1 protein-coding gene is annotated in these 470 nt (G+C 58.5%); it reads right to left on the bottom strand.

Translation table 11 applies throughout. The features are described 5' to 3' along the window. On the bottom strand, positions 1-454 hold a 454-nt coding region (locus D7X55_RS46180; protein ID WP_368666525.1), incomplete at its 3' end, for an RHS repeat-associated core domain-containing protein. Between the last annotated feature and the right edge of the window lie 16 nt (positions 455-470).

Here is a 470-nt window from a genome sequence, read left to right as displayed (position 1 = left end):
CTCCGCCAGATGCCACGCTCGGAGATGAGCCAGAGGATGGCGCCCTCGGAATCGCGGAGTCAGATGATGTCGGCCCAGTGGCCGTCGTGTTCCCACCGGTACTCTTACAAGTACCGTCACTATTCGTGATTCTAGAGCCAGTGCAGCGGCCATCTGGATCAACGAAAGTATAGGGGTTCAGTGCCGAATACATGTATCGATTAAATAGGGCTCCGTTGTCCAAGCCCACGTCGACCGGATCTGTCGATAGGAATATCCCGACCAACGGATCGTAGTACCGCTGCTGCATGTACGTCAGACCCGTCGCCGAGTCCGACACATGCCCGGTGAATCCCGGGCGATCCCCCTTCGCATCACCTACGGTCGCACCATAGGGCTCATAAACGGTGCGCTCGACGATCGCGCCGTTGGCATCAGAGATGGCAACCGGGGAACCCAGCGCGTCGGTATGCACATACTGGACGATCTCC

This window comes from Corallococcus sp. AB049A (assembly GCF_003668885.1).
Classification (GTDB): domain Bacteria; phylum Myxococcota; class Myxococcia; order Myxococcales; family Myxococcaceae; genus Corallococcus; species Corallococcus interemptor.
The sequence above is the reverse complement of the archived record's forward strand: the minus strand, read 5'-3'. Positions and strand labels throughout refer to the sequence as shown.